At 45.1% G+C, this 19,074-nt stretch carries 14 protein-coding genes; 12 read left to right on the forward strand and 2 right to left on the reverse strand.

The window, feature by feature from the left end:
* Positions 1-62: 62 nt before the first annotated feature.
* A complete protein-coding gene (locus PGS38_RS07300) occupies positions 63-1,415 on the reverse strand; it encodes a 5-bromo-4-chloroindolyl phosphate hydrolysis family protein (protein ID WP_119188532.1) in 1,353 nt (450 codons plus the stop codon).
* Positions 1,416-1,661: 246 nt separating this feature from the next.
* Between PGS38_RS07300 and PGS38_RS07305 the strand changes: the two genes are divergently transcribed.
* The 3 genes from PGS38_RS07305 to PGS38_RS07315 are packed head-to-tail and all read left to right on the forward strand — an operon-like array spanning position 1,662 to position 5,613.
* Positions 1,662-2,780 carry a DUF362 domain-containing protein gene (locus tag PGS38_RS07305; protein ID WP_119188531.1) on the forward strand — a complete coding sequence of 373 codons (1,119 nt, stop codon included), beginning with the start codon at positions 1,662-1,664 and terminating at the stop codon, positions 2,778-2,780.
* An 18-nt stretch (positions 2,781-2,798) separates the two neighbouring features.
* Positions 2,799-3,791 (forward strand): alpha/beta hydrolase, encoded by a 993-nt coding sequence (locus PGS38_RS07310; protein WP_119188530.1) that lies wholly within the window; start codon positions 2,799-2,801, stop codon positions 3,789-3,791.
* Between the two features lie 13 nt (positions 3,792-3,804).
* A complete protein-coding gene (locus PGS38_RS07315) occupies positions 3,805-5,613 on the forward strand; it encodes a DUF6320 domain-containing protein (protein WP_055227317.1) in 1,809 nt (602 codons plus the stop codon).
* Positions 5,614-5,732: 119 nt separating this feature from the next.
* On the opposite strand, the gene PGS38_RS07320 is transcribed toward PGS38_RS07315, so the two are convergent.
* Complete coding sequence (locus tag PGS38_RS07320) at positions 5,733-6,164, reverse strand: MerR family transcriptional regulator (RefSeq protein WP_118595092.1); 432 nt, start codon at positions 6,162-6,164, stop codon at positions 5,733-5,735.
* 231 nt (positions 6,165-6,395) lie between these two features.
* Between PGS38_RS07320 and PGS38_RS07325 the strand changes: the two genes are divergently transcribed.
* The 9 genes from PGS38_RS07325 (at position 6,396) to PGS38_RS07365 (ending at position 19,041) form a co-directional block, all read left to right on the forward strand.
* The gene (locus PGS38_RS07325) at positions 6,396-8,108 is read left to right on the forward strand and encodes a sensor histidine kinase (protein ID WP_158583750.1); all 1,713 of its coding nucleotides are present in this window, start codon (positions 6,396-6,398) and stop codon (positions 8,106-8,108) included.
* A gap of 51 nt (positions 8,109-8,159) precedes the next feature.
* On the forward strand, positions 8,160-9,236 hold the full coding sequence (locus PGS38_RS07330; protein ID WP_119188528.1) for a response regulator transcription factor: 1,077 nt from the start codon (positions 8,160-8,162) through the stop codon (positions 9,234-9,236).
* Between the two features lie 212 nt (positions 9,237-9,448).
* Positions 9,449-11,188 (forward strand): type 2 periplasmic-binding domain-containing protein, encoded by a 1,740-nt coding sequence (locus PGS38_RS07335; RefSeq protein WP_270476106.1) that lies wholly within the window; start codon positions 9,449-9,451, stop codon positions 11,186-11,188.
* Positions 11,189-11,349: 161 nt separating this feature from the next.
* Positions 11,350-12,285, forward strand: a complete 936-nt coding sequence (locus PGS38_RS07340; RefSeq protein ID WP_118697454.1) for an ABC transporter permease — start codon at positions 11,350-11,352, stop codon at positions 12,283-12,285.
* Positions 12,286-12,299: 14 nt separating this feature from the next.
* Complete coding sequence (locus PGS38_RS07345; RefSeq protein ID WP_118697455.1) at positions 12,300-13,184, forward strand: carbohydrate ABC transporter permease; 885 nt, start codon at positions 12,300-12,302, stop codon at positions 13,182-13,184.
* Between the two features lie 143 nt (positions 13,185-13,327).
* A complete protein-coding gene (locus tag PGS38_RS07350) occupies positions 13,328-14,296 on the forward strand; it encodes an AraC family transcriptional regulator (protein ID WP_119188527.1) in 969 nt (322 codons plus the stop codon).
* Positions 14,297-14,615: 319 nt separating this feature from the next.
* Positions 14,616-16,613 (forward strand): beta-galactosidase, encoded by a 1,998-nt coding sequence (locus PGS38_RS07355; protein ID WP_270476108.1) that lies wholly within the window; start codon positions 14,616-14,618, stop codon positions 16,611-16,613.
* A gap of 24 nt (positions 16,614-16,637) precedes the next feature.
* Complete coding sequence (locus tag PGS38_RS07360; RefSeq protein ID WP_117509490.1) at positions 16,638-18,290, forward strand: sensor histidine kinase; 1,653 nt, start codon at positions 16,638-16,640, stop codon at positions 18,288-18,290.
* A gap of 16 nt (positions 18,291-18,306) precedes the next feature.
* Positions 18,307-19,041: a response regulator transcription factor gene (locus tag PGS38_RS07365; protein ID WP_055218660.1), complete on the forward strand. Its 735-nt coding sequence runs from the start codon at positions 18,307-18,309 to the stop codon at positions 19,039-19,041.
* Positions 19,042-19,074 lie beyond the last annotated feature (33 nt).

The raw sequence follows: 19,074 nt of genomic DNA on the forward strand, positions 1-19,074 counted from the left end.
TCCTTTTCTTCGGTACGGAAACGTAACCGGTGATTTGATTTCCATTGTATAGCTTTGAATAGTTACATGTGAAGCGGCTCAATATCCTGCTTTGACGGACCTGCCTGATTTGTCAGTCCCTCCTGCGCCAGCATCGTCTGCAGAACAGAGATATCAGAAGAAATATCCCATGCCGTTGTCTGGAACAGATCATCAAGCAGCTTTTCGAATGCGGCATTGATGGTATCCAGTGTGTCCTCGATTTCCTTCTTGGTTCGGAGGATATTGTCGCTTTGAATTGGTTCGTTCTCAAAGGAACGGTAAGCGTCGAGCAGCTTCCAGGTTGTCGGCATATAGTAATCCATAAATTTCCGCAGGGCGGCGGCTTCTTTTGGGCGCTTTTTTGCCTCCTCGAGAATCCGGGTAACAACCGTTTCGAGACGGCTCAGCTTGGCTGTGATGACTTCACCCGGCAGATCCAGGTTGCACTGATGGATCTTCTGAATATAAGATTCACATTCTTCCAGCATCTGCTGGTATTCCGGCGTTACACCGGAGGCCTCCAGCTGTTCACGTGCTTTCTGCTCAGCAATCTGCTGTTCCTTCTGGCTGGCGAGCATTGCGCGGTACTGGTCGTAGCAGTCATTTGTTACCATCAGACAGGTACCATTCTCGTCGAGGTGGCCCTGGCGCAGCATGGATTTATCAATCATGGTCGTAATATCGGTCAGAAGCTCACCTTTCTCACAGTGCATACTGTCGCAGAGTTCTTTCGTGGAAATATATTCCTTTGTGCCGAGCAGCGTACAGATCTGGCGGAAATGGCGGACCAGACGCCGGTTTTTACTTCCCTTTTTCAGAAGAATGCCGCCGCCGATGGTAAATGCGGCAAAAATAAGAGAAGGAATCAGCGCGCTGTTGTCTGGACCTGCAAATAAGGAATACAGACTAAGCGCTGTGCAGCAGCCGAACAGTCCGGTGACACCCCAGCCGGCGGCCGTCTGAAATCCGCCGACAAGTGCAAGATCGGTGGATGGCATAAAGCGCTCGCGCAGTACACGGCGTTCTTGTATGCGGCTGTTCCATTCCGTATTCTGGGAGGGCTGCCAGGTATGGGAAGGTTTGGGAACCGGGTTCGCGCTCTTACCCGGCATCGTGCCTCCCGGCCCGTAGGAATAGTGATGCGGTCCGGTCTGCTGCGCTGTATTATTATGGGAAGAATGCTGGCTGCTGTAGGAAGTATCTGCGGAATAGCCGCGGGACGGCTCCTGTGTGCCATTTGCACGGAATGGTCCCTTCCGGTTTGGGTAGACAAACTGGTTGATGGTGTCTGAAATCTTCCGGTTTAATTCCTGAAAATCCTGAGAATTTACAGCGTTATCCACAAGCTTTCCAATACTGTCGCCGACATCCTTTAAATCATCTTCAAAACTCATGACAGTTCCTTTCTGATGAGGTACTTTTTCTGTGTACCGTTTTCCATTTATTATACAATGCGATTGGAAATCTTACAAGCATACAGTGCTTAATTTTCTATGAAGCTGGAGCTGACGGGAATGGTTACAGTTCACAGGAAATGATTTTGTTTTTGGATGAGTTGAAAGAAATCAGTAACTATTATATACTAAAGAATATCGAATGTCAGAAAAAATCAAATCAGAATAAAGGGGCCGCAATACTAAATGAATAAAAACGAAATTATCCAGATACAGGGAATGGAATATAAAGAAATGACAAAACAGCTTTTGAACAAATGTGCCTTAGCTACGCTCATTCCTTCGAAGGTCAGTCTCATCGGTATTAAGCCAAATTTGGTAGCACCTGTCCCGGCGGAGTTTGGAGGGACGACACATCCGGAGGTGGTTGCGGGGATCATCGAATATCTTCAGGAAAACGGATTTACTAACCTTCAAATCATGGAAGGTTCCTGGGTCGGGGATAAGACAGAGGAATCGTTTGAGGTCTGTGGATACCGTATGCTTTCGGAACAGTACGGCGTTCCGCTTATCGATGCGCAGAAGGAAAAAAGCATGCCAGTGCAGTGTGGTGATATGGAACTTCAGATTTGCGAATGTGCGAAAAAGGTGGATTTTATGATCAATGTCCCGGTCATGAAAGGCCATTGCCAGACTAAAATTACCTGCGCACTGAAAAATATGAAAGGTCTCTTGCCGAATAAAGAAAAACGTCATTTTCATGCCATGGGACTTCATCGGCCAATTGCGCATCTGGGGCTGGGGATTCATCAGGATTTTATTTTGGTGGATAATATCTGCGGAGACCTTGACTTTGAGGATGGCGGTAATCCGTTTATTATGAATCGCCTTTTCGCTGGGTTAGATCCGGTGTTGATCGATGCATATGTCTGCGCGGAACTGCATTATAAGCCAGAAGATGTCCCGTATGTCAAAATGGCAGAAGAGTTGGGCGTGGGCAGCGCTGATCTCACACGGCTTTCAATCCGCCAAATTGGCGAAATTGGTGAAAAAAGAGTGATTCCGGAAAAACGGAAGATCGTGGAACTGCAGGATGCCGTAGAGGAAGTTGAGTCCTGCAGTGCCTGCTACGGCTATCTGATCCCGGCGCTCGACCGGCTGAAGGAGGAAGGACTGCTGCAGGAACTCCAAGAAAAAATCTGCATCGGGCAGGGATACCGGGGAAAGAGCGGGGCGCTTGGTGTGGGAAGTTGTACTTCAGGGTTTAAATACAATCTGAAAGGCTGCCCACCGACCGATGAGCAGATGTATGAATTTTTGAAGCAGTACATTGCAACTAGACGAAAAACAGAAGCAGAAAAATAGCAACAGAGGAGAGAGTGAATGAAAAAAGCAGTCAAAGCCATTTTAAATGTATTGTCCTACGGCGGAATTGAAGTAGAATCCGCCCGTCGGCTTGCCGATATCAAGAAGCTGGATCCGATCCGTATTTTTCTGCGAAAATTGGATATGGAAATATATAATGGGGACTACAAGGTTCCGATTCGGCTGTTCTTCCCGGATGAAAAAATGGAGGAGCATGGTGCAAAAGAAGCGATTCTGTTCTTCCATGGCGGCGGCTGGACAACCGAGAGTGTGGAGACATACGACCGTGTCTGCGCACGCATGGCGCAGTCGACGGGGCAGATTGTTGTATCGGTAGAATACCGTCTTGCACCGGAGCATCGTTTCCCGACAGGCTTAGAAGACTGCTACGCCGCCGCCCAGGCAATGCTGCGCGGGGAGATTCTGCTGGAGGTAACGCCGGAAAATGTCACGATCATGGGCGACAGCGCAGGAGGAAATCTTGCGGCTGCGGTCTGCCTGATGGCGAGGGACAAAAAAGAACTGCTGCCGGGGAAACAGATTTTGATTTATCCGGCGGTGAATTCTTGTTACACAGAGAAATCACCGTACAAATCCGTGAAAACCAATGGAACCGGATACCTTCTGACCAGTGTCAAAATGGAAGATTATGTAATTCTGTATCAGCGGACCGAAGAAGACCGCAAAAATCCGTACTTTGCACCGGTACTGGCAGAAAATCTGCAGGGACTGCCGGACACGCTGGTACTGACGGCGCAGTACGATCCGCTGCGCGATGAGGGCGAGGATTATGCGAAAAAGCTGAAAAGGGCTGGCAATCTGGTTGAACATCATCGGATCAAGGGCGCATTGCACGGCTATTTTGCGCTTGGCATTGAACACCTATATGTGCAGGAAAGTTTTCAGTATATGAATGCATTTTTAAGGAAAGAAAAACAGCAGAAAAATGCAGACGAAGAACTGGAAAACATAGCAGCAGTGAAGAAACAATTGACACACGGGAAGGCGTAAGGAGGCATAGAAAATGAAGAAAGAACATTCTTCGCGCTGGAGAAAGCTGGACAACGCGGCACAGGCATTTCCGGCGGCCACCGGAAAAAAGGATACGAGAGTCTTCCGGTTTTACTGCCAGCTGAAAGAGGACATCCAGGCGGATCTGCTGCAGAAAGCGCTGGAGCAGACAATGGAGCATTACCCGGTGTTTTCCATGGTACTGCGGAAAGGTCTTTTCTGGTTTTATCTGGAGCAGCGCGATCTGCCAGCAAAAGTAGAAGAGGAAAAGCGTCCGCCGTGCAGTGAGATTTACGTACCCGACCACAAAACGCTTCTTTTCCAGGTTTCTTACTATAAAACCCGAATCAATTTCGAAGTATTCCATGCCCTGACAGATGGCACCGGTGCGATGCTGTTTCTGAAAGAACTGGTGAGCAATTATCTGATCTTGTGTCATCCCGAGGAAATCTTTTCAAAGGTCAGCGAAGACATGCTGACAGAGACAGATTTCGAGGAGGACAGCTTTTCCCAGTATTACACCGGAAAGAAAAATGAAAAAGAAAAAAGCCGCCCGGCATACCAGATCAAAGGCGAGTATCTGGAGCAGGAGGAGATGGAAATTACTGAGATTCTGCTTTCCGCGGAAGCAGTTCATAAGTGCGCAAAAGCACATGGCGTGTCGGTGACGGCGTACCTTGCGGCGGCGCTGGTATATGCGGTATATGAAGAAATCCCGAAAAGCAGGCTGAAAAAGCCGGTTTCTCTGATGGTTCCAGCCAATCTCCGCAACTTTTTCCCATCCGCATCGATGACGAATTTCTGGAGCTGGATCGAGATTGCCTGTGATCTTGGGCCGGAGGCATCGTTTGAGGATGCCCTGCAGATCACGGGAGCCGCGATGCAGAAAGAGGCGCTGAAGCAGGAGATTTCCACACGTATGAACGATCTGGTGCGGATTGAGCGGAATCCGGTGCTGCGCGCCGTGCCGCTGGAAATCAAAAATCTGGCGCTGATGGCGGGCACGACGCTCGGCGGACGAAGCATTACGACCGTCTATTCCAATATCGGCCGGATTCAGATGCCGCCGGAGTATGAAACATATATTGAGCGGTTCGGATTTTTCACCAGCACCGACAAAGTACAGATGTGTTCCTGTTCCTACGGTGACAGCATGGTGCTTGGAATCACATCTAAAATCGCTGATTCCAATATTGAACGGAACCTGATGCATCTGCTGCAGAAAGAGGGCATCGCCTGTGAACAGGAGGAAAATGATTTTCCGGGACAGAAAGAACAGCCGCACGGGACGGCCAAACTGGGATTGAAAATTTTTTCTTTCACCTGCATCGCGGCTGTCGTACTCTGCTGGATGATGAATTTCCTTGCAACGCCGCAGATGTGGTGGGCAGGTTATGCGACAGCGGGTGTGTTCTGCGCCTGGCTTCTGATCCGGGTGGGATATCAGAAACGGAAAAATCCACTCAAAAACAGTATGTGGCAATTGATCTTTATTATGATCGGTGCGATTCTGTGGGATTATGCGACGGGCTGGATCGGCTGGTCTGTCGATTTCGCAATTCCGCTCGCCGTTCTTATGAATGGCGCGACGATGCAGATTCTGGCAAGAGCGTACAAAATGGAGGTCAGTGAATATCTTTTTTATCTGATGCAGTCCGGAGCAGCAGGAATCGTTCCGGCGATTTTGTGGCTGACGGGAACTGTCCGCATTACCTGGCCGTCCGTGATCTGCGTGGGCCTTAGTGTGCTGTATCTGATCGGGCTGTTTTTTTTCCGCGGAAAAGATTTTATGCGGGAAATGCAGAAAAAATTCCGGGTATGAAGGGAAAAGGTGATAGAAAAAATAAGAAGAGCAGGTAAGAAAAGTGGATGTTGGTCCCTTTTCTTACCTGCTCTTTTGAAACTTGTGTGTGTCTGCGGCGGAAAAGCCTGGAGAGATATCTACTGCGCCTTCTCCTCACAGCCGCAGGAATCCCACGACGGCATTTCATCCCCATTTTTAATCGCATCGCGAACCGCGCTGTAATACCGCACTTTCTGCTGAATATGCTCGAGATCAGATTCCATGCGCTCGATTTTCTCGCGTGTATTCTGCTCATGTTCCTTGAGAATGGCAACCATCTGGTCAATATTTCCCGGGATATCGTTCTCAAGCCGGAAAAACTCCTGAATCCCCGCAATCGGAAGCCCGGTGCGTTTGAAGCAGAGAATTGCGGTCATGCAGTTAATGTGCTGCTGGGTGTAAATTCGTTTCTTGCTTTCGGTATGAATGACATCTGTCAAAAGCCCGATCTCCTCATAATAACGAAGCGTAGAGGCCGGAAGTCCAAAACGCTCGGACATTTCACGAATGGTGTAGGTCTGCTGTTCCATGGAAAAACCTCCTTGAAATAATGAAAAATCAACTGCTTCAAGTATACTTTAGGAAGACAAGTTTGTAAAGTGTAAAACATGATTTCTGAAAAACACAGACCATAAAAAAGAGAAAATCAGAGCAACTTGTGACTGGACGGAACAGCAATTGGTTGTTAAAATGGTGTTAATGAGGTTTCATTTTGCAGAAAATGTTTAAAAACGAATGTGCAGATGGGGGATGGAGAAAAAATGGGGAAGCCAAAAAAGAGAAAAGAATATTCCCTGAAGAAAATTGTTTTAATGGTATTTGCATGCAGCAGTCTGCTCTGTCTTCTGCTGATTATTTTTGTCACGCGGATTTCCATGAAAGCCATGCGGGAATCTAAAATGGAAACATCGCTGAAAGCAACACTGGAGGAAGTGAATCAGGGCTTTGAGTCAGAGTACAATGTGCTGCTGCGTCTGTCACAGACGATGACATCGAATGGACTGGTCGGGGAAAAATATGATGCTTATCGAACGGCAGAAGAGCAGTATGATAAAATTCTGGAGTATCAGGACTTTTATCAGACCCTGAATGTCGCAACCTGGGAGATGGAAGATGTTATGCTGGGCGCTTATCTGATTCAGGGGGAGAGCCGGGAAATGACACCGGAGATTCTGTTTTCCACGTACAGCACAAAGAAGGAGACATTCCAGCCGGAAACACTGTCGAAGCTGGTTGATACGGGAGAAGTTACATATCATTCCATTCATCAAAGCTACAACAGTGTGAGAAATGATAATGTTGTTTCAATGGGACGCAGAACATCATTTTCAGATGGCACAGATGCCTGGATTTATTTAGAAGCAAAATCAGATGAAGCACTGATGCTGCAGAAACGTTCCGAATTAGAAAAAATACCATATGTGCTGCTGCAGCTGAATCCGGAAAAGAAAGTAGAGTATTCCAGCGAGAAAGTATTTGCAAAAGGAGATATCCTTGAACTGGATGAGGATGGCAGAATAGAGCAGAACGGATATGAGGGAGTTGCCAAAAAGAATATCTATGGATTTTATACGGTTTTGCTGCTTCCAACTTATGAATACCAGAGCGAAATTTATCAATGGACCCTGCTGACAGGAAGCGTGATTTTTATTTCACTGGCCATTCTTGCTGTAGTCGCAATTTCACAGATCTGGCTGGTATCGCATCCGATCAAAGTACTGGAAAAAGAAATGCGCCATTTTGGAAAAGGAGATTTTTCTGAGGCAGAGACACCGGTTCAGCTTGCGGAATACAATCAGCTTTTTGCAACGTTCAATCAGATGAAAGCGCAGATTCAGGAGCTGATTGAGAGTGAGCAGCGGAAGGAAAAAGAAAAAGCGGATCTGGAGCTGGAAAAGCTGATGTATCAGATCAATCCGCATTTTCTGATGAATGCGCTGAATTCTATTCATTGGATGGCGCTGACAAATCATCAGAAAGAGATCGATGATTACGTGAAGCATCTCGGCTTTATTTTGAGTTATTCCCTTGGGAAGGCGGAGCAGAACACGACACTGCGTACCGAATTGAAATACCTGCAGTATTATCTGGAACTACAGCGGATGACGCATGATTTTTCCAGTGAATTTGATATTGCGGAGGGAGAGTATCTGAATACGCGGTGTGCCCGCTTTCTGCTGCAGCCGATTGCAGAAAATGCGGTCTGCCATAATATGGACGAATTTGGAACCCTGTGGGTAGAAGCGTCGGAACAGGATGGGATAATTACCATTCGAATCCGGGACGATGGAAAGGGCTTTGAAATATCGGAGAAGATGGAGCAGAATGCAAAAGACGAACGAAAGGGGATCGGTCTGCGTTATGTGCAGATGACACTGAAATCATTCTATGGAGAAGAAGCAGAGATCAAAATAGAGAGTGAACTGGGAAAAGGAACGGAGGTTACCCTGCATTTTCCGGTGCTTCCGGCATAAAAAAAGAACTACGAGAGGGAAAAGAGAAAAAGATAAAATGGGGTGGAACAAATGTATCAGGTATTGGTGATTGACGATGATAAGCTGGCAAGAAAGGGACTGATTTCACTGATTCCGTGGGAAAAATACGGAATGGAGGTCGCCGGAGATGTGGCGAACGGAGCGTTAGCACTGCAGTTTATTGAAACACATCCGGTGGATCTGGCTGTGGTGGATCTGACGATGCCGGTGCTCTCCGGGTTGGAGTTTATCTGCGAGTGCAGGGCGCGGGAAATTTCCATGGACTATATTGTGCTTTCCGCACATGAGGATTTTACGTATGTGCAGAAAGCATTGCGGCTCGGGGTAATTGATTATATTTCGAAGCTTCAGCTTGAACCGGAAGAATGCGGTGAGGTGTTCCTGCGTGCGGCGGAGCATATTCGAAAACGGAAAGAAAAAGAGCAGCAGATGCAGGCGGGGGGAAGAATAAATCGGAAAAAGACAGAGACTGTGGCAGATCAGGAAGAGAAGGAACAATGGAGAAAACTCTGGGAGGAGACGGCTTCGCTGACCTGGATTTATAATATAGAGGAAACACAGAAACTCTGTAATCTCAGGAAGGCAATTCCGACCAGTCAGAAACAGGAATACCGGTACACAATGCAGACGCTGCAGGAAATTCAGAATGCCTTTGGCATTTTCATGGAGGAGCAGGAATATGAAAATCTGCAGGAGCCGGAAAAACTGACAGAAAAAATACGACAGGATCTGTGGCAGCGGGTACAGAACGGAGAAGGACAGGCTGTTACGGAGATATTGATTTTAAAAGCGGTACTTTTTATCGAAGATCATCTGGTGGATTTTGAAGTGAAAGCGGAGCAGATTGCAGATGCTGTTGGAATGTCGAGAAGTTATTTTTCCGTCTGTTTCAAGAAATGCACAGGCTATTCGGTCAACAGTTATATCCGAAAAGAACGGATTGCACTGGCCTGCCGTCTGCTGCGGGAAAATCCGCAGATTTCAGCAGAACAGATGGCGGATGCTGTCGGGTATCATGATGAAAAATATTTTGTAAAACTGTTTCAGCAGAGTATGGGTATTGGCTTTGCCGAATATAAAAAACAGTTAAAACGGCAGGAGTTTTAGCAGAATGCCGGAGTGTGGGAACGAAAAAGCAGACATTTGTTTGAAGGACAGAGAACAAATGTCTGCTTTTTGGATGAAATGGATCCTGGTTTTGTATAAATGTTCGTAAAAAATAGAACACAAGGCTGTTTTAATTCGTCAAAATGTATCATAAAATAGACTTACAAGAAAACGAAAGAAACAAAATGACGAACGAGGAAAGGGGAAAACACATGAAAAGGAAAAAACTTGTTGCAATCTTACTCACAGCAGCGATGACCGCAGGCATGCTGGCCGGATGTGGAAGCAGCGGCGGCAGCACAGGAGGCACATCGGACAGTAAAGCATCATCTGAGAGCACAGCATCTTCCAGAACGGCTGATAATTCTTCTGAGGAAGATGGAGAGGATCTGGCGTTCAAAAAATTCCCGGAAGTTGTCGAGGTACACGTAGGACAGGGTGTCAGCGCAACCGATACTCTGCCGGACGGACTAAGCGTGGATAATAACCAGTACACCGACTATCTTCTGGAAAACTTCAACATCAAAATCGTTGTAGACTGGACCGCAGCATCTGGAAATGATTACACACAGAAAGTAGCGCTCTGTATCGCAAGCAATACCCTTCCGGATGCGATGACGGTATCGAGAGAGTATATGCTGAAAGCCGCAAAAGCAGGTCAGTTATACGATCTGACCGATCTGTTCCAGAAAGTACAGTCTGATCAGGTAAAAGAAGTTATGGATTCGACCGATGGACAGGCTATCGCAGAAGCGAGCGTGGACGGCAGACAGTATGCAATCCCGGCAGTTGAGGTAGAAACAGGAAGCGTTCAGGTATTAAACGTTCGTCAGGACTGGCTCGATGAGTATGGTCTCGATGCACCGAAAACTCTGGACGATGTAGAAAATATTGCCAAAGTATTTGCGGAGAAAAAACCGGCAGGCGAAGATACCATTCCGCTGGCTGGTCCGGATAAAAATACAAAATGCTATACCAGTTTTCTGGATACCGGCACAACAACAGGCGGATTTGACGCAGTATTTACCGCAAACGGCGCATATCCGGGACTGTTCCTGAAAGATGATGACGGAAACGTAACATATGGAACCGACTCCGATGCAACCAGAAGTACACTGGAGCGTCTGGCGGACTGGTACGCAAAAGGCTATATTGATCCTGAGATGGGAACAAGAGATTCCACAATCGAGCAGATCAATGCCGGAAAAGTTGGTATGTTCTTCGGCGCATGGTGGGTTTCCGGTTATGGAATCGGTGATGCATACCGTAACGAGCCGGATGCAAACTGGCAGACCTATCCGATCTACACCGATGACGGTGAATGGAATGTAAGACTTGGATCTGCAACAACAGGTTACTGTGTCATCAACAAAAATGTTTCCGAAGATGTTGCCAAAGCAGTTATCATCATGGCCAACGTTCTGTTGAGAGATGAGAGCAAATTTGATGTTTCCGAGCAGCCGCTCAGCTTCTGGCCAGTCAGAACACTGATGGCTCCGGCTGATGAGTGTGAATACACTTATCATGAACTGATCAAAGTATTAAACGGCGAAACCAAGCCGGAAGATTATGCAGGTGTATCCAGTGCATACAAACTGCTGGCAAACGATGTTTCGGTTATTAAGGATACCGTTCCTGGATACGAAAAAGACAAACAGCTCTCTATCGAAGATTTCAGCACTGAAAACTTCGGTAACTTCCAGAGAATGTATTCTTTGCTGGTCGGCGACCGTCCGTACGCTACGACAGAAGTAAACAACAAAGTCAGAAGCTGCATCTTCAGCCAGACAGCTACCATGGAGAAAAAATGGGCAAACCTGCAGTCCATGGAAAATGAGATGGTTATGAAAGTCATCACCGGAAAATCGGATATCAGCGCATACGATGAGTTCGTGAAGAACTGGAAGTCTGAAGGCGGCGATACAATTCTGGAAGAAGTAGAAGAATACTAAAACAGGAAAAAGGCAGACCGTTTCAATGTGATTTTCAGATACTGAAAGATCACCTGCTTTGCGAAAAGGGGAGAGCAGTCAGCTTTCCCCTTTTTCACAGAATACGTTCTGTCCATCGGAAACAAAAGGAAAATACGGAAATGACAGGAGGGAGGATCTGTATGAAAGCAGCTTCTGCGTCAAAGAAAAAGGGAGTTCTGAAAAAAACAAGAAATTCCAGAACCATCTGGAACTATCATATTATGATTCTGATAGGAATGGTCTGGCTGTTCTTCTTTAATATTGTTCCAATGTTCGGAATTGTCATTGCATTTGAGGATTACAGTCCGATGTCCGGACTGTGGCATTCAGACTTTGTAGGAATGGAAAATTTTACATATTTATTTTCCATGAGTGACTGTAAACGAGTCATTTTTAATACGCTGGTTATCGCAGTTGCCAAATTGATTCTAAATATTATTGTGCCACTGGCATTTGCACTTTTATTAAATGAAATCCGTCAGGTGAAATTTAAAAAAGCAGTACAGACAATTGTTTATCTGCCGCACTTTCTTTCCTGGGTTATTCTGGCAAGTGTTCTGCTGGAAATGTTCGGCTATAAAGGTGTTATCAATTCCATCCTTGGTGTATTTGGAATCCGGGGAAAGATATGGTTCTCAGAGGAGAGCTGCTTTCGCCAGTTAGTCATCGGTTCGGATGTATGGAAAGAGTTTGGATTTAATGCCGTTATTTATTTAGCAGCTCTCACCGGGATCAGCCCGGAACTCTATGAGGCAGCGGCAATTGACGGCTGCAGTCGTTGGAAAGCGGTATGGAATATCACTATTCCAGGTATTGCAAGTACGATCGTTGTATTAAGTATTCTCGGACTTGGAAATGTACTAAACGCAGGCTTCGATCAGATATTCAACCTGTACAGTCCGTTGGTTTACTCCACAGGAGATATCCTTGATACATGGGTTTACCGCATGGGTCTTTTAAATGTACAGTTCTCGCTGGCAACAGCAGCAGGCCTGTTTAAGTCGGTCATCAGCTTTACCCTGATTGTCATTTCCTACATCATTGCATATAAAGCCGCAGACTATAAGATTTTCTAAGGAGGGACAAAATCATGATTCAAAGCAAAAGTCTTGGAAGTAAAATATTTAATGTGTTTAACATCATTTTAATGAGTCTGCTCTCCTTAAGCTGTCTGTATCCCCTGTGGTATACACTCTGTCTTTCTGTTTCCGACAAGGCCGCGGCAAATTCGGGCAAGGTAAGTTTTTATCCGGTTGGATTCTCCCTGGCTTCCTATCAGCAGATCATGGGAGACACGCAATTTTTTCGTTCCTTCCTGATTTCTGCAGAGCGGACGATTTTTGGAACAGTCTTTACCATTGTAGTGCTTGCTATCTTTGCCTATCCGTTGTCTAAATCAGCAAATGAGTATCATCCGAAAAATGTGATTATGTGGATCGTTATTTTTTGCATGCTGTTCAACGGTGGAACGATTCCATGGTATATTACGATGGTAAATTACGGTATGATCGACAGTATGATCGGTCTGATTCTCTGTGGAGGCCTTCCGGTTTTTAATCTGATTTTGTTGATTAACTTTTATCGAAGCCTGCCAAAAGAACTGATGGAAGCAGCAGAAATTGACGGTGCCGGTGTCTGGACAGTTTTGTTCCGTATTGTTGTTCCGTGTGCAATTCCGATTTTTGCGACGCTAATTCTCTTTACCAGTGTCGGTTACTGGAATGAATATTTTCAGGGGCTGGTACTTTCAAGTGGCGAGCAGCATTATCCGTTACAGACTTATATTAAGCAGATGGTCGTTAATATCCAGACGACAAATCTTTCGATGGATCAGATCGAAAAAATGGACAAGCTGTCCAATCAGTCTTTGGATGCGGCAAAGGTATTCATCGCGATGATCCCAATGCTGGTGGTATATCCGTTCCTGCAGAAATACTTTATCAACGGTATTATGCTGGGAGCTGTAAAAGAATAAGAAAAAAGAGTGACAAGGCTCTGATGGAGTGAAAATCCATCGGAGTCTTTTTTCATGGCAGGGGATAAAAAGTGCATTGCTTATCTGTATCAGAATGGAATATAATAGAAGACAGAAAAAACGAAAAAATGTGAGGAATCATCGTGAAACAGGAAATTATAGCAGACCTGTCCAGGATCACCGAGGAGGAACAGGCAATTCTGGACGGCAAGACGGAAGTGGAAAAGGAGCGGTATTCGAGCGGACAGAAGTTTGTAATGGATGCGGGAAAGCTGCTGAAGCGGGGAAAATTGATTGATATTCGGCCGCACACGCGGTTTATTCGTTTTCCGGCGCACAGCCACAATTATGTCGAGATGATCTACATGTGCCAGGGAAGCACCGTGCACACCATCAACGGGGACCGGATCGAGCTGAAAACGGGTGAGCTGCTGATTCTGAATCAGAATGCAGTGCAGGAAATTGAACCGGCAGGGCGTGACGATATCGCGGTCAACTTTCTGATTCTGCCGGAGTTTTTTGACCAGACGCTGCGAATGATCGGGGCAGAGGAGAATCAGTTAAAGGATTTTATCGTCGGCTGTCTGAAAAGCGGGGAGGTACCGCTCTGTTATCTGCATTACAGAATCGCGGATGTCCTTCCGGTGCAGAATCTGATCGAAAATCTCGTCTGGACGCTCTTACATCACCAGAGCAATAAGCGGAGCATCAATCAGATTACGATGGGCCTTTTATTCCTGCAACTCATGAACTACACCGAACGCGTGCAGGTGGGAGAGCAGTATTTTGAACAGGAGATGCTGCTCGGCGTATACCGCTATATCGAGGAACATTACCGGGAGGGCAGTCTTTCGGAACTGGCGGAAGAACTGCACTACGATTTTTACACCTTAAGCCGCATGATCCGCCGCCTGACCGGGAAAAACTACACTGAACTTGTCCAGAACAAACGCCTCACCCAGGCCGCGTATCTGCTGGAAACGACAGGACTTTCCGTGGCAGACATCGGCGAGCGGGTCGGGTATGAGAACATGAGTTATTTTCATCGGATTTTTAAAGAGCGCTATGGAATATCGCCGAAGAAGTACCGGGTGGAGAAGAAAATAGAATAGAAATAGAAAAATCCACAGGGGGATAAGGGCTCTGTGGATTTTTTTGCTGTTATCCTATTTTAGCGGAAAACAAATCCTCATAAAGATAATTCTGCTTTTATAATAGATTTGTCCAGCATAGTAAGATGTTGGGCATTCGAAAAAGAAAAAGCAGAGAAAGAGTGGAAAAATAGACAACTTTAGAATATAATTGACTAAGAAAAAATGGAAAAACAGGAAAAACTCGATAAAATTATATTTTACGTCGTAATTGTCATAGGAATTTTAATGATTTTGCTGCAAAATGGAGGTAAGAAAAAACAGAAACGGAGTGAATAAAATGAGTTTATATATCGGGACAAATTATCATCCGCATGATTGGCCGAAGGAGCGGTGGGAAAAGGATTTTCAATTGATGAAAGAGGCTGGATTTGATACGGTACGGCTGGGACATCTGTGCTGGGACAGCTATGAGCCGGAGGATGGCGTTTATACCTTCGAATGGTTTGATCAGGTTATGGAGTTATGCGTAAAATACAAATTGAATGTAATACTGGATGTGTCGATGCATCCGGCACCGATCTGGGTTCATAAACTTTGCCCGGGATGCAATGTAGGAGGAAAAAATGGAGCTCCACAGGCACCGCTGCGCCGATATATGGACGATGTTTCTGATCCAGAGTATCAGAAGTATGCACTGCGGTTTGCTGAAAAAATCGTTTCCCGTTATAAAAATCATCCGGCGCTGTTTGCGTTTGGACTGTGCAATGAGCTGGGAGCAGGCTATCCATCCTATTCTGAAGCGTCGAAGAAGAGATTTCAGAAATGGCTGGAAAAGAAATATAAAACAATAAAAGCACTAAATCATGCCTGGGCAACCCAGCGCTGGAGCCGAAAGCTTTCATCTTTCGAAGACGTTGCAATGCAGGTAAATGAATACGAAATCGGGGCACCGGAGGCATGGCTGGATATGCGGCGCTTCTTTTCCGATGGTATCGCAGATTTTATTACGGAACTGGCAGAAACGGTAGAACAAAATGCGCCGGGAAAGGCTCATACATCGAACCATTTTGCAGAATATGAGACGCTTGGATTTGATTATTTGAAGGCAGCATCTGGATTTGTTGACTATCCTGGCATCGGTTTTTATCCTGGCTATGGAAACAGGGAGAGTATGGGATTCTGGAAAACGGGTTCCTGGTACATGAAACGGATTGCTGAAACTGGAAAACCAATGTGGTGCATTGAATTTGTGACAGGTGGTTTCGGGATTCATCATGCGGCAATGGGGATGAACAGAATGTATGCGTTCTGGTGTCTGCTGCATCGGATGCAGATGATGCTGGGATGGACCTGGCGAAGCATGCTGAATGGCGAAGAACAATATCTGACCGGTATGCTGAATCATGATGGAAGACCGAATGAAAATTATCGGGAATACCAGTGGATTGCATCGGATTTTCGGAAGCTGGAAAAATACGGATTTCCATATCTGCCGCAGCCAGAGATTGCTGTTTCTTACAGTTATGACAGTGAGCTTATGGCTGCGTATGCAAAAATGCAGTATCGAATGCCATACAGCAACAACCTTGCCATCGCGCATCGGATTCTGGAAGAGAGAAACCTGGATTATAATGTTGTAGATTTGCATCAAATGACAGAACAATATCAGATTCTGATTATTCCGGGTGAAATTGTAATGGATCACGAGCAGGAAAACACGGTGCGGGAATTTGTAAAAAATGGCGGTACGGCAATTATGACAGGGTATTCTGCATGGGTAAAAGAAACCGGTCAGGTATTTGACACGTCGAGACCAGGAAACCTGACTGATGTATTTGGAATAGAAATTGTTGGATATCAGAGAACCGCAGGTATGGAAGTTTCTGAAAAAGAAGAGCAGAAGCTTCGCAGAAATCCGGCAAACGGAAGAGAACTTCTGAAAGTGAGAGAAAAATGGATTGATGTGGATTATTATGAGCAGATCGAAGCAACAGATGCAGAAGTCCTGCAGCGTGAGGAGACACATCAGATTCCAGCTATAACCAGAAATCGGTATGGAAAAGGAGCGGCGTATTATTTGTTTTGTGAAACAGAGCCGGAACTTTTAGGCGAGGTTCTTGATGAATGCTGCAGGGAAAAAAGTATGCAGTCCGTGGTTACACCGCAGGGAGTAATTGGAAGAAAAATAGCGGAAAACCAGTATTTTTATGTGAATCTGACGGGAAAGGAGCAGAAAATAGAGCTTCCAGAGAATGGATATGGGGTGCTGCAGGAGAAAAAGATGGAAGATACCTGCACGCTGCAGGCGTTTGATGGTGAACTGGTGATTTGTTAAAGAAGATTGCATGAGGAAAAGAAAATGAAAAAAACAGAGGACAAGTCAGTTATTTACAAGTCACTCTGGATCATGGGGACAGTTATGATTTTAGCTGTCCTCATTATTGAGCTTGTAAGTATTTTTCTGATTCAGAGAGACAGAAGAAAGACGGAGAGGCTATTTTCTAATACGATAGAGAGCTACGGCCAGTTCTGGGAGGATAAATTTGCATCAACTTCAAAAGCGCTTCTGCTGATGAGCGGAACGGATTCAACACCATATTATCAGCAGCTGTGTATTTCGAAAGATCCGCTAACGGTGGAAACTGCTAAAGTACAGCAGCAGAAAATCATGATCGAAATGGGAGAACGGTATGGAAGGGAAATGATGCTGTTTGTCTATGTGCCGGAACGAAATATTTATTTTGTAAGCACAGAGGAAGGGACAACTTATGCCTATCAGAGAGCGTTTAAAGAGAAAATCATTTCTTATATCGCGAACCAATATCAGGAACCAGAGAAAAACTGGATTTTTATGGAATTTGATGGACATCAGTACCTGGCGCGTATTTATTCGGCTGAAAATGGATACATTGGAGCTGCATTTTCTTTGGAAAGAATTGTATCTGGTTTTGTCGGAGAACGAAAAGATCTTTGCGTAGAAGTGCGGGATAATGAGACAGGAGAAGTAAAAATACACCAGGGGACAAGAAAAAGCGGAATTAGTACAACTTGTGTTTATCCACTGAAATATACAAATGCACAGATTTATGTCAGTATGGATGAAGGAATGCTGGACCCGGGAGGAACGTTCGGAACGCTTCTGCTAATGGGAGTCATGATGCTTGCAATTGCCAGCATTCTGATGGCAATTGGTCTGCAGGGAAAAACAGTCTTTGCGCCATTAGAACAGCTTCGAAGAGCCATGGAGCAGTACAGTACCGGGGATTTGGACGTACGTCTGCCGGAGCGGGAAAATGTATCTCAGATCGGACAGCTCTATCAGACCTTTAATCATATGGCAGATCAGATTCAGATTTTAAGAATTGATGTTTATGAAAAAGAGCTGGAGCGGCAGAGGGCGCGAAGCCGTTTCCTGCAGGTGCAGATTCAGCCGCATTTTTATACCAATATTTTAAATCTGATTCATGGAATGGCACAGATTCAGGATTTTGAAGAAATTCAGAAACTCTGCCGGGTATCAGCTGCATATTTCCGTTATCTGATGGGGCAGAAAGGAACCTTTGTACCATTGAAAGAAGAACTTCGATGTCTGATAAGCTATGTTGAAATTCAGCACTGCCGTTATAAAGATATGCTGGAAATTCAGGTAAACGTAGAACCGGAAATGGAGGATGAAATGATTCTTCCACTGGTGATTCAGACTTTTGTTGGAAACAGTGTAAAACATAATATTATGCTGGTTCCGCATCTGGAAATCGAGCTGACAGTAAAAAGAGAAGGCGAGCATGATCTGCTGATTCTGATCGAAGATAATGGTTTAGGATTTAAGAAAGAAATTCTTGATAAAATTAATCGGAATGAGTCAATTGAAGAAGAAGGAGAACATATCGGAATACAGAATGTGAAGGAACGTATCCGTGAATTTTATGGGGAGGCGTATGAATTAAAAATTACAAGTCAGCCGGGATATAGTGAAATTCGCATTTTACTGCCGAGAATAGAAAAACAGTAGAAAGAAGGGAGCAAAAATGAATCTGCTGCTGGTAGATGATGAAATTGCCATGCTGCATATTATGGAGAAGGCAATTGACTGGAAAAAGAAGGGAATTCAAAAGGTTTTTACGGCCTACAATACGGATCTTGCACGGGACATTATCAGTAGTTCCAAAATTGATCTTGTGATCTGCGATATTGAAATGCCAAAAGAGAATGGTCTGAGTCTGATTCAATGGATTCAGGATATGTATCCTGAAATTATCAATATTATTCTGACTGGGTACCCGGATTTTAATTATGCGAGAAGTGCAATTTCCCTTGGGGTTTACCGGTATTTACTGAAACCGATTGCATTTGATGAACTGGAAGAAACAATTGCTTCAGCAGTGGAAAAGCTGGAGGAGTATAAAACAAAAAACAAACCGGAAGCAGATCCGGAGATAGCAGATGCGGTCAATACGATTAAAAAGTATCTGGAAAGCCATTACAGTGAAGTGATTACACGAAAGAAGATTGAAGAATTGGTGCATCTGAACCAGGATCATATCAACCGGGAGTTTAAGAAACAGACAGGATATACACTGATGGAGTATGTACAGCATTATCGAATTTTGATGGCAAAGAAAATGCTGCGGGAGACGACGCTGTCGATTTCTGAAATCAGTATTCGTACAGGCTATGATTCTCCGGCCTATTTTTCTAAAATATTTAAAAAACAGACCGAACGTACACCATTGGAATATCGTGCGGCAAAAGCAAAAGGATAAGTCGTTTTTGTTATAAAACGGGTCGGGATTGAA

This window comes from Fusicatenibacter saccharivorans (assembly GCF_027667425.1).
Classification (GTDB): Bacteria; Bacillota; Clostridia; order Lachnospirales; family Lachnospiraceae; genus Fusicatenibacter; species Fusicatenibacter saccharivorans.